This is a genomic window from Kitasatospora sp. NPDC051170 (assembly GCF_044455705.1).
Classification (GTDB): Bacteria; Actinomycetota; Actinomycetes; order Streptomycetales; family Streptomycetaceae; genus Kitasatospora.
Genome location: NZ_JBITFA010000002.1, coordinates 350,815 through 363,378 on the forward strand (window position 1 = coordinate 350,815; position 12,564 = coordinate 363,378).

The following is a 12,564-nucleotide window of genomic DNA, read 5'->3' on the forward strand; positions in this document are numbered from 1 at the left end:
GGCAACGGCTCATCGTCACAGGTCCACGCGCAGTGTGGTGGGTGTGACGCGTGCGGACCGCGCTGTCCGACGCGACCAGCATAGGTGTCGGGACGTGTGGTGTCCGAGAGGTGGCCGGATGGCGGACAGAGCTGCCGAAAACCAGCTGTGGTCTGGACCACTTGGCAGTCGGTCGAGGTGTGCCGGGCGAACCGGGTGGGGAGGGGGGAAGGTTGCGCCTTAGGCTGTGAGGCATGAGCAAGTCGCCTGGGGAGCGCGCGCCGGTCATGTCGTTCTTGTGGTGGAAGCGGCCGCGCAGCGCCTTCCTGGACATCGGGCTGGCGGTGCTCGCCGCGCTCGAGTGCGTGGTGAACGGCGTCAACTTCTTCGACAGCCGGATGCACGTGTCCGGCGCGGCCTCGGTCGGGATCGGGCTGGTGGGCGTGCTGGCCGGCGGCACGCTGGTGCTGCGGCGGCGCTGGCCGGCCGTACCGGTGCTGGTGACGCTGCTGCTGATGCCCGTGATGCTGAGCGTGACGCTGCTGGTGGTGGCGCTCTACACGCTGGCGGAGACCTGGGAGTGGCCCTCGACCCGGCGGCGGGTGGTGGGGCTGTCCGCGCTGGCCTTCGCCGAGTGCGTCCTCGTCATGCTGGTCTCGATGCTCAACCCCGGCGACACGCAGGTGGAGCAGCCCCCGCTGTGGGGCCAGGTACTGCTCTCGGTGATGGTGTCGGTCGGGCTGACCGTCCCGCCGGTGGTCACGGGCCTGTACGTGGGGGCGCGGCGGCGCCTGATCGAGTCGCTCCAGGACCGCGCGCACGGCCTGGAGACCGAGCTGGACCTGCTGGCCGAGCAGGCGCGCGAACGCGCCCGCCGGGCCCGGCTGGAGGAGCGCACCCGGATCGCCCGGGAGATGCACGACGTGGTGGCCCACCGGGTGTCGCTGATGGTGGTGCACGCCGGGGCGCTGGAGCGGATCGTGGCCAAGGACCCGGAGAAGGCCGCGCAGAGCGCCAAGTTGATGGGCGAGGTCGGCCGGCAGGCGCTCAACGAGCTGCGCGAGATCCTCGGCGTGCTGCGGATGGACGACGAGCGGGGCCAGCCCGAGCAGGACTCGCTGGCCGGACTGCCGAGGCTGGTGGACCAGTCGCGGGCGGCGGGGATGGCGGTGACGCTGACCGTCAGCGGCAGTCGCCAGGAGTTCACCGGCGAGGCGGAGCAGACCGCGTACCGGGTCGTCCAGGAGGGACTGACCAACGCGCACAAGCACGCGGGCGGCGCCCAGGTGTCCGTGCTGCTCGCGTACGCGCCGAACGGGGTGCGGGTGAGCGTGGTCAACGCCTGCCCGGGCGGGGAGAAGAGCGCGGCGCAGCTGCCCAGCGGCGGCAACGGGCTGGTCGGGATGCGGGAGCGGGTGATCGCACTGGGCGGCACCTTCTCGTCCGGGCCGGAGGCGGACGGCGGGTTCCGGGTGGAGGCGGTGCTGCCGTCCCGGCTGGCCGTGCGGACGGACCGGCTCGGCAGGTGAGAGGCCTCAGTACTCCTCGGCGGTGAGCAGCCGCTGCGGGGCGGTGCCCTGGACCAGGGCGGTGATCGCCTGGTCGATGCCGTGGCCGAGGAACCACTCGCCGGTGTGGTCCAGGCTGTAGACGCGGCCCTCCTCGTCGACGGCCAGCAGCGCCTGCCCGTACGCCTCCTCGCCGAGCGGGGAGAGCTGGGTGCCCAGGGCCCGGCCGAGGTCGAACAGGGTGCGCGGCTGGTGCAGGCCGCACATCGGATCGAGCAGGAACGGGGTGCGGGCGACCTGGCGGCCGGGGCCGCCCAGGTCGAAGGCGAGGCCCCCGAACTCGGCCCAGACCTCCACCGCCGCCGGGAACACCGCGTGCTGCGCGCCCGTCGGGGCTCCGTGCCCCACCAGGGCGTCGGCCCACTCCTCGGCCTGCCGGATCTCCCAGCGCCCGGGGTGCCAGCCGGCCGTCTTCAGCTCGGCGGCGACCTCGGCGGGGAAGCGCGGGCGGGTCCGCCCGAGGGTGTCGGGGGCGAGGGTGGCCGGCGGTGGTGGCGGGCTGGGCGGGTTCAGGACGGGCTCCGGGGCTCGGGGACGGGGGCGCCGTGCGTGATGCTCTGGGCGGGGCGCGGGCGGCGGTCAGTGCGTGGGTGGGCCGACCGCGACGCTCCGTACGGTGAAGTGCTCCAGCATCGGTGTGCAGGAGCGGCAGGGCGGGGCGTGGGTGCCGTGCGCCGGGTCGCCCTCCTCGCGGATGCGCACGGTCGTCATCCGCGCGCCCCTGAGCGCCTTGCGCGCCTCGTGCAGCGTCATCGGCTTGCGGGCGGCGCGCTTGGAGCGCTTCCCGTCGACCGCGGTCAGGTACCGGGAGAGCAGGACGGCCTCCGGGCAGCGGCCGGTGAACCGCTCGCGCGCGTCGACCGGCAGGGCGTCCAGGAACTCGCCGACCAGCGGGTGCAGGGCCGGGCCGCGGGCGTCCTTGTCGCCCGCGAGGGTGTGCACCTCGCCGTCCTTGAGGGAGAGCGCGGCGGCGACGGCGGGCAGCAGGCTGTCGCGGTGGTGGCGCAGCACGGGCACGCCGTCCGGCTCACCGGTGGTCATCCGTCCTCCCCCTCCTCGCTCCTGCTCGTCCCTCGGCGGCCCGGCCCCTTCGGCCCGGCTCCGGCTCTTCCGGTGCAAGCCTGTCAAACGGCACCGACAACCGCACAACCGGGGTTGCGGGGCGCGCGCCGGCCCACCGCGCGCTCACCCGATGCTGCCCGAATCCCCACATTCCCGTCATGACTTGTCCGCTGATTTCCGGAAACCGATCCGGGCCGGGGCACCGGCCGGTAACGTTCCGGCACCGCGCCGGGCGGCGGCCGGCGCCATAGCTGAGGGGGGCTAAACAATGACGTCGCGGCAGTGGGCGGCCGAGGCCGCCAACCAGGCGCCCGGAGGCCATGTGCCCACCCCGGGCGCGCCGCCGGAACCCGTGCCCGAGCGGCCCGTCGGGCTGGCCGTGGTCGGGGCCGGCTACTGGGGGCCCAAGCTGGTGCGCAACGCGCAGCACACCCCGGCGCTGCGGCTGCACTGGCTCTGCGACCTGGACGGAGCCAAGGCCCGCACCGTGCTGGGGGAGTACAGCACCGTCGGCGCGACCGACGACTACCGGCGGGTGCTCGCCGACGAGCGGGTCGACGCCGTCGCGGTGGCCACCCCGGCCGCCGGGCACTACCGGCTGGTGCGGGCCGCGCTGGAGGCCGGCAAGCACGTGCTGGTCGAGAAGCCGATCACCACCTCCGCCGCCGAGGCCTCCGAACTCGTCGAACTGGCCGCGCGTTCGGGGCTGGTGCTGATGTGCGACCACACCTTCTGCTACACCCCGGTGGTGCGCCGCATCCGCGAACTCGTGCACGGCGGCGAGATCGGCGACGTGCAGTTCTTCGACTCGGTGCGGATCAACCTGGGCCTCGTCCAGCCGGACGTGGACGTGCTCTGGGACCTCGCCCCGCACGACCTGTCCATCCTCGACTTCGTGCTGCCGCCCGGCGTCGAGCCCGTCGCCGTCTCCGCCCAGGGCGCCGACCCCATCGGCGCGGGCCGCGCCTGCGTGGCGTACCTGACGCTTCGCCTCAGCAACGGCGCGCTCGCCCACTGCCACGTCAACTGGCTCTCCCCGACGAAGGTGCGCACCACGCTGATCGGCGGCTCCCGGCGCACCCTCGTCTGGGACGACCTCAACCCGCAGGCCCGCCTCGCCGTGCACGACCGGGGCGTGGACCTCACCCCTCCCGAGGAGCTGACCGATGCCATCCGGCACCGGGCGCTGATCTCCTACCGGGTCGGCGACATGGTCGCCCCCGCGCTGGTCGAGCAGGAGGCGCTGCGCAACGTCATGGCCGAGTTCGCCGCCGCCATCCTCGAGGGCCGGCCCCCGCTGACGGACGGCCGGGCGGGGCTGCGGGTGCTGCGGCTGCTGGAGGCCGCCTCGCTCAGCCTCGAACTGGGCGGCGCCACCGTGCCGGTGGGCTCCGGCGAGCGGGAGGCGGTGCGGTGACCGGCCCCGTCCCGCTGGTCGACCTGGCCGCCGCGCACGCCGAGGTCGAGGCCGAGGTCCGGGCCGGTTTCGACCGGGTGCTCGCCAGCGGCGCCTACGTCAAGGGCCCCGAAGTGGCCGCCTTCGAGCGGGAGTTCGCCGCCTTCACCGGCGTACGGCACTGCGTGGGCGCCGCCAACGGCACCGACGCCCTCGAACTCGCCCTGCGCGCCCTCGACCTGCCGCCCGGCGGCGGGGTGGTGCTGCCCGCCAACACCTTCGTCGCCACCGCCGAGGCCGTGCTGCGCGCCGGGCTGCGGCCCGTCCTCGTCGACGCCGACCCCGAGCACCTGCTGATCGACCCCGGGCGGGCCGCCGAGGCCCTGCCCGGAGCGGTGGCGCTGCTGCCCGTCCACCTGTACGGGCAACTCGCGCCGATGGGGGCGCTGCTGGAGATCGCGGACGGCCGGCCGGTGATCGAGGACGCGGCGCAGTCCCAGGGCGCCCGCCAGCACGGGCGCGGCGCGTACGGGCGGATCGCGGCCACCAGCTTCTACCCCGGCAAGAACCTCGGCGCCTACGGCGACGCCGGCGCGGTGCTCACCGACGAGCCCGAACTGGCCGACGCCGTCCGCCGGATCGGCGACCACGGCACCCGCGGCAAGTACGACCACGAGCGGTTCGGCTTCAACTCCCGGATGGACGCCCTGCAGGCCGTCGTCCTGCGGGCCAAACTGCGCCGGCTGCCCGCCTGGAACGCCGCCCGCCGCGCCGCCGCCGACCGCTACCGCGCCCTGCTGGGCCCGCTCGCCCGGTCCGGCGCGCTCACCCTGCCGGGCACCGCCCCCGGCAACGAGCACGTCCGCCACCTCTACCCGGTGCGGATCGCCCCCGGCCGCGACCGGGACACCGTGCTCGCCGCCCTGCACGCCGCGGGCATCGGCGCCGGGGTGCACTACCCCGCCCCCGTCCACCTCCAGCCCGCGCTGCGACACCTCGGCCACCGCGCCGGGGCGTTCCCCGTCGCCGAACGGGCCGCCCGCGAACTGCTCAGCCTGCCCCTGCACCCCCACCTCACCGAGGCCCAGCAGGCACGGGTCGTGGAGGTCTTGAGCCGGGCCCTGGGTGCGAAGGGTGCGCCAGGCGGGTGACCCCCCCAGGGCCTGTCCGCAAGCGCCCGCCTGCCGAGCGACGCCGGGGCACGCACCTCGCCGCGTTGTCGTCGGTCGCCAATACTCCGCAGTGGCTCCCTCCTCCGCCTTGCGATGCACGCACCCCAACGCCGCTCGGCCCGCCCTACGGGCGGACGACGGGCGCTTGCGGACAGGCCCTAGGCTGGTGCCCGGCAAGCGCACCAGAGGACGCAGCAGCAGTGGGGGCTCCCAGATGACGACAGGTCGGCCCGGCGTCGCCGTCGCACCGAACGCGGCGTACGCAGGTCAGGTGGTGCAGTTCCCGGACCCGGTCCGTGCGGAGCGGCACCCTGCCGGGGTCCAGGTGGACGAGTACGGCTACCCGGACTTCGGCCCGTACGCCGCCGCCGCAGCCGAGGTCGCCGACCCGCCGGCGGGCTTCGGCGTGGACGAGCTGCGGCTGACCGACTACGTCTCGGCCAACGCCGCGCTGTTCACCCAGGGCCACCCGCTCTGGGCCGACCAGGAGACCGCCGTCGCCACCCCGGCCGGCTGGACCTGGCACCACGTGGCCGGCCACTCCGCCCCCGGCTGGCGGCGGATGGAGCTAATCCCCGTCGAGGTGAAGGCCCTGCTGCGCCACCACGGCGGCCTGGCCACCTCCGGAGCCGACCACAACCGGCGCGGCACCCGCCCGCTCCAGGAGCGCCGGCCCGTCCACTTCTCGCTGGCCAAGGACGGCGGGGACCCGATCGGCGTCCCCGAGGACCTGGTGCAGCGCGCTGAGGAGCGCCTCGGCTACCGGCTGCCCGGCGCCTACCGCACCTTCCTCAAGGTCGGCGGCGGCCGCACCCCGGTCGGGGTGGCGCTGGACACCGAACTGGGCCTGCTGCTCGACCAGCCGTTCCTCACCCTCACCGAGGAGTACGGCACCGAGGACGTCGTGTACGCCAACAAGTGCCTGCGCGACCACCTCACCAAGGACTTCCTGGGCATCGCCTACGCGCAGGGCGGCCTCGTCGCCCTCAAGGTGCGCGGCGAGGGGGCCGGCTCCGTCTGGTTCCACCTCTACGACGACGCCCGCGACTCCGGCGCGCCGGAGAGCCCGGAGGAGCGCTGCGCCCGGCTGCTGCTGCCCTGCGGGGACGACTTCGACGCGTTCCTGCTGCGGCTGGCCGGCAGCCCGCCGGAGCTGGAGACGGTCGCGGAGCTGATGGTGGACGGCGGGTTCGCCCGGGCCGTCCCGCTGGGCTGAGCGGGATCTGACGGGGACTGACGGGGACTGACGAGGATGCGGACGACAGGGGTGAACCGGGCGTGGTGACGTACGCGCAGGCGCATGAGCTCGCCGAGGAGTGGATCAACGGCGGGGTGCCGCTCCCGCGGCAGCGCGAGGTACGGGTGCGGGAGTTCGACCTGGGCTTCGTCTGCTGGGCCGTGCAGCCCGCGGACGCCGGGCCGGACGCCGACACGGGCGAGGCGCGGCTGGTGATCGCCCGGGACTCGGGCGCCAGCACGCTGTGGCCGGCGCTGCCGGTCAACGAGGTCGTCCGGCAGTACGAGGAGGCGTACGGGCGGCCGGTCGCGGCCAACCCGGCGGGGTCGGCGAAGCCCGCGCCCGGGCCGGTGGAGGCGACCTCCTTCCTGCTCAGCCCGCCGCAGTGGCTGCAGGAGGCGGGGGCCGCGGCGATCGCGGCGGAGGCGGAGAAGCTGGGGGCCCCGGCGGCGGCCACGCCTGCCGTGCCCGTCGCGCCTGCCGCGCCTGCCGCGCCCGCTTCGCCTGCCGAGCCTGCCGCGCCCGCCGTGCTGACCACGCCGCCGGTCTCGGACCGGCCCGCCGGGGACGCGCCGACCATGCTCGCCCCGCCGCCCGGGGCCGACGAACCGCTCTGGGCGCCGCCCGCGCCGCCGAGGGCCGAGGAGTGGGAACCGCCCGCGCCGCCCCGGGCCGAGGACTGGGCGCCGCCCGCACCGCCGAGGGCCGAGGAGTGGGCGCCGCCCGCGCCGCCCGCGCCCGTCCCGCCCGTGCTGATGCCCGAGGGCCTGCGCACCAGCGGCTCCGACCTGCCCGACACGCCCCCGCCGCCCGGCGCCGAGGCCGCGACCGTGCTGATGCCGCCGCCGGCCCCGGCGCCCGCGCCCCAGGCACCGGCTCCCGTGCCCGCCCCGGCCGCCGAGCCGGCGCCGACGCTGCTCGCGCCGCCGGAGGCCATGGCGGGCCTGATGGGCCTGCCCGGTGCACCCGGTGCGCCCGGCACCCCTGCGACCCCCGGCACCCCGCCGGCGGGGACGCCCGCGGCCCCGGTGGAGCAGGCGCCCACCATGCTGGCCACCCCCGGATCCGTGCCCGGTCTGATGGGTCTGCCCGGCGCCCCCGGCACCCCGCCCTCGGGCATCCCGGCCGGCCCGCCGCCGCCTCCGGCGCCCACCGCGCCCTCCCCGCAGGGCGGCCGGGGCCGCGCCGCGGCCTCGGCCCCGCCTCCGCCCCCGCCGGCCGCTCTGCGCGGCGGCTCCTCCGGTCCGGCCGCCTCGGGCGGAGGGATCGGCCGTGCCGCCGCCTCGGCCCCGCCGCCGCCCCCGCCCGCCGAACTGCGGCACACCCCGGGCTCCGGCACGCCCGCCGCCGCTCCGCAGGCGCCCGCCCCGGCGCCCGCGCCGGCGCCGGGTGCGGGCCAGGCGTACGAGGCGACCCAGCTGGCCGGTGCCCTCGACCCGGCTCTGCTCGGCGCCCCGGCCGACCCGGGCACCCCGCCCTCGGGCGGCCCCGCCGTCCCGCCGCCGCCCGGCGGCCCGGCGGTCCCCGCCGCGCCCGTCGCCGGGTACGGCTACCCGGCCGCGGGAGGCACCCAGGGCGTCGTCCCGCCCGCGCCGGTCGCCGGCCAGCCGCCGGCCCCGGTGCCGCCGGGCGTGCCCGCGGTCGGGCCCGGCTACTTCGCCGCGCTCAGCTACCGGGGCCCGGACGGCTCGGAGCAGAAGCTGCTGCACCGCAGTGAGCCCGGCACCCCGCACCCGGAGTGGAAGATCCTCCAGGACCTGCGGCGGCTGAACGTGCCGCCGGAGCAGGTGCTGGAGCTGTACACCGAGCTGGAGTCCTGCGATCTGCCCGGTGGCTACTGCAACCGCATGATCGCCGCGTCCTGGCCGAACGTGCGGCTCACCCACACCGCCCCGTACGGCCAGGACCACGCCTCCCGCCAGGCCGGGATGGCCGAGCTGCTCGACCACCTGGACGAGCTGCACCAGCAGGCCGCCGGCGCCCAGCGGGTCCGCCCGTTCCGGGTGCCGCCGCCCGCGCCCGGCACCGTCCAGGCCCTGCCGCCGCTGCCCCCGCAGCAGCTGGCGCAGGAGGTCGGCGCGGCCTTCGGGCAGAACCTGTTCCGCTACGAGCAGCGCGCCGTCTCCCGCCAGGGCGTGCCGGAGCCGGTCTCGCAGAGCCTGATGTGGGCCGGGCTGCCGCGCGACTTCGGCCCGTTCTTCTGGGCCCAGGCGCAGGAGGGCCGCCCGATCCCGACGCTGGCCGAGCTGGCCGCCGAGCGGGGCCTGCCCGTCGCCCCGGACTTCGGCGGCTACCTGGTGCTCGGCAACGACTACGGACGGCAGCTGTGCGTGCAGTACGGCACCGCGAACGTCGTCGCCGTGGACGTCGACGGAACCGGCCGGCCGCCCCGCTTCGTCAACAGCGGTGTGCCGGAGTTCGTCCGCGCGCTGGCCCTGCTGGGCCGGATGTGGCGGCTGCGGTACGGGCTGACGCCCGACCAGGCCGGTCGCTGGACGACCGACTTCCAGGCGCAGCTCGCCGCGATCGACCCGGCGGCCCTGCAGAACACGGACACGTGGTGGGCCGTGCTGCTGGAGCAGTTCTGGGACGGCCTGCTGTAGCGGGCCGTCGCAGGTCCTCGCAGGTGGGGAGGGGTCGTTCCGGTGTCCGGAGCGGCCCCTCCGGCGTACCGCAGCGGCGGTGCCTCGTTGGGGTTTCGTCCGGATCTGCGCAAAATAGGTCAAGAGGATGGGTCTACTCGTCCATCCTTGTACGCATTCCGGTCCGCGCGACGACCGGATCCGGCCCCGGCGACGGAACCGGTTCCGGATCCGTCCGCTCCGCACGATCATGGGCTCCGCAGCCCGCGAAACGAGGGGAAGAGCCCATGAGCGACGCCGTCCCCCAGTACGGCTTCACACAGGCCCGGCGCGGTTACGCGCCCGATCAGGTCGAGCGCGCCCTGACGGCGCTGACCGCGCAGCGCGACGAGGCGTGGGAACGGCTGAGCGTCCTCGGCGCCGGCATCCGGCAGATGGAGGGCCGGCTGGCCGACATCCGCCGGGCCGCCGAGGACGCGCCCGAGCCCGACTACGAGGTGCTCAGCGAGCAGGCCGCCGGCCTCGCCGCGATGGCGCACAACGAGGCCCGGGCCGTCCGGGAGAAGGCCGAGCGCTTCTCCGAGGACCTGCGCGACGAGACGTACGACGCCGGGCAGGCCCTCGACAAGGCCGCCAAGGAGTACGCCGAGACCACGCGCAAGGAGGCCGACGCGGCCGCCCGCCGCACCGAGGAGCGCACCCGCTCCGAGGCCGAGGGCCTGCGCTCCGCTGCCGACCGGGACGCCCGCACCGCCCGGGACGCCGCCACCGCCTACGCCGCCAAGGTGCGGGTGGCCGCCGCCGAGGCCAGCGAGAGCGCCGAGGCCGAGCTGGCCGCGCGCCGCCGCAAGGCCGACGAGACCTTCGCCGCGGCCCAGGCCAAGGCCGACGGCGAGGACGCCCAGGTGTCCGCCACCGCCGAGCGCCGGGTCAAGGAGGCCGAGCAGCAGCGGGAGACCGTGCTCTCGCAGATCAAGCAGCAGGAGGCCGACGCCCAGGCCAAGGCCGACCAGCTGGTCGAGCAGGCCCGCCGGGAGGCGGAGGGGATCAACGCGCGGATCGAGCGGGAGCAGCGCGAGTTCGACACCCGGCTGGAGACGGTGCAGAAGCACCTCGACCACATCAAGGCCACCCTGGCCTCGCTGACGGGCGCGGCGGTCGGGCAGATCGAGCCCGAGCTGCTCGCGGAGGTCGCCGCTGCCGCTGGTTCCGTGGCCGCTGCCGCTGGTCCCGCCGACGCGGCGCCTGCGGACGCTGGTGCGGCGGACGGTGCGGTGGACGCGGCCGTGGACTCGGAGGCGGACACCGGCGAGATCCCCCGGCCGAGCCTGCGCAAGGTGCCGGTGGGGGAGGCGACGGCGGTGCTCCGGGCACCGGTGCTCGGCGGTACGGGAGCGAAGCCCGCAGCCGAGAAGCCGGTCGCCGAGAAGCCCGTCGCCGACAAGCCGGTCATCGCGAAGCCCGTCGCCGACAAGCCCGTCGCTGACAAGCCCGCCGACAGCGCTCCGGCGGACCGGAAGCCCGCCGCCGAGGGCGAGCCCGGGGTGGTGACCGGCCCGGTCGCGCCGTCCGTGCTGCCGCCCAAGCCCGCGACCCCGCCCGGCGCCCCGCCCGCCGCCCCGCCCGCGCAGCCCGTCGCTCCGCCGACGGCGCAGTCGACGCAGTCGGCGGAGGACGAGACCAAGATCGTCCCGAAGATCATCATCGTCGACGACGGCAGCGACTACGCGACCCCGAACACGGTCTCCTACCGCAAGCGTTAGCTCTGGCTCTTCCCCTCACCGGCGATCAGCTCGGTGAGCTTCTCGCCCTGGGCCCTGACCGCCTCCTTCACGGCGGTCAGGGCCTGGCTGTTGTGGTCGATCAGCTGCCGCTGGTAGCCCTCCACGGCGGCGAACCAGATCCCGGCGAGCCCGCTGGAGTCGGTGCAGTCGGCGTCGGCCCGGGCGGCGGCCAGTTCGGCCTGGGTGATCTCGGGCCCGGTCCCGTACGTCTTCGGCAGGTCCTCCGGGGCCGAGGCCGGGAACCCGGCCTTCTCCATGCAGGAGGCCCACGTCCGGCGCGCCTCGACCACCCGGGAGTCCCGGGCGGCGGCCTTCGTCGACTCGTCGAACAGCCGGCTCACCAGGTCGGCGCCGGAGGCGGGCGGGGAGCCGATCCTCTCCGCGACCTGCCGGTCGCAGTCCACCCGGGCCGCGTCGTAGGCTTCGCCGCCGTACCCGGCCTCGGCGTCGGGGCGGCGCGGGTCCGGCCGCCTGGGCGGGTGGAAGCCCAGTTCGAGCGCGGTCGGGCCGCCGAGGTAGCCCCAGGCCCCGGCGGGCATCGCGGTCGCGTCGTCCGGCGGGTGCGGCGGCTGCAGAGCGTCCCCGGTGAAGGCCGCGTACCCGGCCCTGTGCATGCACGAGACGGTCAGGGAATTGCGCGCCTGAATCTCTTTGACCGATGTCCTGTCGTCCGCGCGATAAGCGGAAAGGGGGAGTCCGGTCAATCCGCTGCGTCCGAAGGCCGGGGCCTTCGGGGAGGAGAAACTCGGAGGTGACATGGAGAAATCCCCCGGCGCCTTTGCGGGTTCCCCCGAGCAACTCGCGGAGAGGGTGGCCAGAACGGCCGTCAGGGCGGCGGTGGAGAATCGCCCGAATTGAGTGGGACGTGGCAAAGCGTCTGCCCCTATCCTCTTGTGCGGCAAGTGTGTTGGGACCCTAGCGCATTCGCCCGTGATGCGTTCCCGGGCAATGGTCTTGGCCGGAAAACAGCTGTCCGCCCACGGTGCGTCATGCGAATCTCGGGAGTCTCGCACGCTACCGATGGAGGGGTTTCAATGATTCGCCGCGCCAATCCCCGAACTCGCCTTCGGAAGGGAAATGGAACGGGTCGCAGGATGGCCGTGCTCGCGGCCCTGACGGCCGCCGCCTCGACCCTGCTGCCGGCCGCCGGCGCGAATGCCGTGAACCGCGTCGACTGCGGAAACCGGGATGATTTCGCGAAGGTGTACAACTACGGCTACGGCGGACAGCTGTGCTTCGCGAACGACGGCTGGATGTCCGTGCGCGTCTACAACGTCGACCGGATCGACGCGGGCAACAACAAGGTCGTCACCTACCTGGGCGGCGGCCTGGGCTCCTGGACGGTCTTCACCTGGGAGCGTTACGACTTCAACGCCAACCAGGGGCACCAGGTGATGATGTACGACATCAACCTGTCGCGCTGGTAAGCCCGTGGTCCCGACCAGCCGGGCCGGTGCGGCGGCCCGGAGCGAGGACCGCGTGAAAGCGAAGAGGCCGAGACCCGTGGCGCCCTCCAGGAAAGGGCGCCACGGTTCCCGGCGCTTGGGCGGGCGCCCCCACCCAGGGTCGCCCGGCCTCGCACCCCCGACCCCCATCGGTGGTGCGACAGGTGCCCTCCGCAGCCATCCCCCACGGTTGGGTGCGGCGGGCACATTCACCATGGTGCAGGAACTCCATGGACGGGCAGTGACAGGAGTATGTCCAGTTCGTGGCACCTGGTCGAGCCGGCCTTTAGGTCGCCTCCGGGCTGGTTCGTCCACCGGCGGCTCGGTGTTCCGTCCAGT

10 protein-coding genes are annotated in these 12,564 nt (G+C 75.3%); 7 read left to right on the forward strand and 3 right to left on the reverse strand.

What is annotated here, in order from left to right; all coding sequences use genetic code 11:
* The first annotated feature begins 233 nt into the window (after positions 1-233).
* Positions 234-1,508, forward strand: coding sequence for a sensor histidine kinase (locus ACIBCA_RS05175; protein ID WP_396281448.1), 1,275 nt, complete (start codon positions 234-236; stop codon positions 1,506-1,508).
* Between the two features lie 6 nt (positions 1,509-1,514).
* On the opposite strand, the gene ACIBCA_RS05180 is transcribed toward ACIBCA_RS05175, so the two are convergent.
* A complete protein-coding gene (locus ACIBCA_RS05180) occupies positions 1,515-2,060 on the reverse strand; it encodes an SUKH-3 domain-containing protein (protein ID WP_396281802.1) in 546 nt (181 codons plus the stop codon).
* A 66-nt stretch (positions 2,061-2,126) separates the two neighbouring features.
* Positions 2,127-2,588: a YwqJ-related putative deaminase gene (locus tag ACIBCA_RS05185; RefSeq protein ID WP_396281449.1), complete on the reverse strand. Its 462-nt coding sequence runs from the start codon at positions 2,586-2,588 to the stop codon at positions 2,127-2,129.
* A 289-nt stretch (positions 2,589-2,877) separates the two neighbouring features.
* On the opposite strand from ACIBCA_RS05185, the gene ACIBCA_RS05190 reads away from it, so the two are divergent.
* From ACIBCA_RS05190 to ACIBCA_RS05210, 5 genes are all read left to right on the forward strand, one after another.
* Positions 2,878-4,026, forward strand: coding sequence for a Gfo/Idh/MocA family protein (locus ACIBCA_RS05190; RefSeq protein ID WP_396281450.1), 1,149 nt, complete (start codon positions 2,878-2,880; stop codon positions 4,024-4,026).
* The gene (locus tag ACIBCA_RS05195; RefSeq protein WP_396281451.1) at positions 4,023-5,156 is read left to right on the forward strand and encodes a DegT/DnrJ/EryC1/StrS family aminotransferase; all 1,134 of its coding nucleotides are present in this window, start codon (positions 4,023-4,025) and stop codon (positions 5,154-5,156) included. The genes ACIBCA_RS05190 and ACIBCA_RS05195 overlap by 4 nt, the downstream gene beginning before the upstream one ends.
* 235 nt (positions 5,157-5,391) lie before the next feature.
* Positions 5,392-6,393, forward strand: a complete 1,002-nt coding sequence (locus tag ACIBCA_RS05200) for an SMI1/KNR4 family protein (RefSeq protein ID WP_396281452.1) — start codon at positions 5,392-5,394, stop codon at positions 6,391-6,393.
* A 62-nt stretch (positions 6,394-6,455) separates the two neighbouring features.
* Positions 6,456-9,017, forward strand: coding sequence for an SUKH-4 family immunity protein (locus ACIBCA_RS05205; RefSeq protein ID WP_396281453.1), 2,562 nt, complete (start codon positions 6,456-6,458; stop codon positions 9,015-9,017).
* Between the two features lie 266 nt (positions 9,018-9,283).
* The gene (locus ACIBCA_RS05210; RefSeq protein ID WP_396281454.1) at positions 9,284-10,759 is read left to right on the forward strand and encodes a hypothetical protein; all 1,476 of its coding nucleotides are present in this window, start codon (positions 9,284-9,286) and stop codon (positions 10,757-10,759) included.
* Here ACIBCA_RS05210 and ACIBCA_RS05215 read toward each other — a convergent pair.
* Positions 10,756-11,394 carry a hypothetical protein gene (locus ACIBCA_RS05215; protein ID WP_396281455.1) on the reverse strand — a complete coding sequence of 213 codons (639 nt, stop codon included), beginning with the start codon at positions 11,392-11,394 and terminating at the stop codon, positions 10,756-10,758. The genes ACIBCA_RS05210 and ACIBCA_RS05215 overlap by 4 nt on opposite strands.
* 480 nt (positions 11,395-11,874) lie before the next feature.
* Here ACIBCA_RS05215 and ACIBCA_RS05220 point away from each other — a divergent pair, with 480 nt between their 5' ends.
* Positions 11,875-12,207, forward strand: a complete 333-nt coding sequence (locus tag ACIBCA_RS05220; protein ID WP_396281456.1) for a beta/gamma crystallin domain-containing protein — start codon at positions 11,875-11,877, stop codon at positions 12,205-12,207.
* Positions 12,208-12,564 lie beyond the last annotated feature (357 nt).

Excerpts from the sequence above, each read along its gene's own strand:
- ACIBCA_RS05175 (WP_396281448.1), top strand. The coding sequence starts at position 234 with ATGAGCAAGTCGCCTGGGGAGCGCGCGCCGGTCATGTCGTTCTTGTGG.
- ACIBCA_RS05190 (WP_396281450.1), top strand. The coding sequence starts at position 2,878 with ATGACGTCGCGGCAGTGGGCGGCCGAGGCCGCCAACCAGGCGCCCGGA.
- ACIBCA_RS05210 (WP_396281454.1), top strand. The coding sequence starts at position 9,284 with ATGAGCGACGCCGTCCCCCAGTACGGCTTCACACAGGCCCGGCGCGGT.
- ACIBCA_RS05220 (WP_396281456.1), top strand. The coding sequence starts at position 11,875 with ATGGCCGTGCTCGCGGCCCTGACGGCCGCCGCCTCGACCCTGCTGCCG.
- ACIBCA_RS05215 (WP_396281455.1), bottom strand. The coding sequence starts at position 11,394 with ATGCACAGGGCCGGGTACGCGGCCTTCACCGGGGACGCTCTGCAGCCG.
- ACIBCA_RS05185 (WP_396281449.1), bottom strand. The coding sequence starts at position 2,588 with ATGACCACCGGTGAGCCGGACGGCGTGCCCGTGCTGCGCCACCACCGC.
- ACIBCA_RS05200 (WP_396281452.1), top strand. The coding sequence starts at position 5,392 with ATGACGACAGGTCGGCCCGGCGTCGCCGTCGCACCGAACGCGGCGTAC.